Origin of the sequence: Serratia sp. C2(1), from assembly GCF_036352655.1 — a bacterium.
In the GTDB taxonomy this organism is placed as follows: Bacteria; Pseudomonadota; Gammaproteobacteria; order Enterobacterales; family Enterobacteriaceae; genus Serratia; species Serratia inhibens.
The window spans coordinates 1-486 of record NZ_JAZFBA010000024.1; the positions used below are offsets into that span (position 1 = coordinate 1).

Sequence of the window (486 nt, forward strand, 5' to 3'; positions counted from 1 at the left end):
TATCTGCTGTACGGCCCGTTGGCCTGCGGTGCCATCACCTTGATGTTCGAAGGCGTGCCAAACTATCCTGGCGTCAACCGCCTGTCACAGGTGATTGATAAGCATCAGGTCAATATCTTGTATACCGCCCCCACCGCCATTCGTGCGCTGATGGCCGAAGGCGATAAAGCGATCGAGGGCACCAAACGCGATTCACTGCGTATCATGGGTTCGGTCGGGGAGCCGATCAACCCGGAAGCCTGGGAGTGGTATTACAACAAAATCGGTAACGGCAAATGCCCGATCGTCGACACCTGGTGGCAGACCGAAACCGGCGGCTTTATGATCACCCCGCTGCCCGGTGCCATCGAGCTGAAAGCCGGCTCTGCCACACGGCCGTTCTTCGGCGTGCAGCCTGCGTTGGTCGATAACCTAGGTACACCTCAGGAAGGTGCCTGCGAAGGCAATTTGGTGATCACCGATTCCTGGCCAGGCCAGGCGCGTACG

The 486-nt window shown here is 58.6% G+C and carries 1 protein-coding gene; it reads left to right on the forward strand.

The window, feature by feature from the left end:
* A partial coding sequence (locus tag V2S86_RS25360) for an AMP-binding protein (protein ID WP_330764615.1) occupies window positions 1-486 on the forward strand: 486 nt, incomplete at both ends.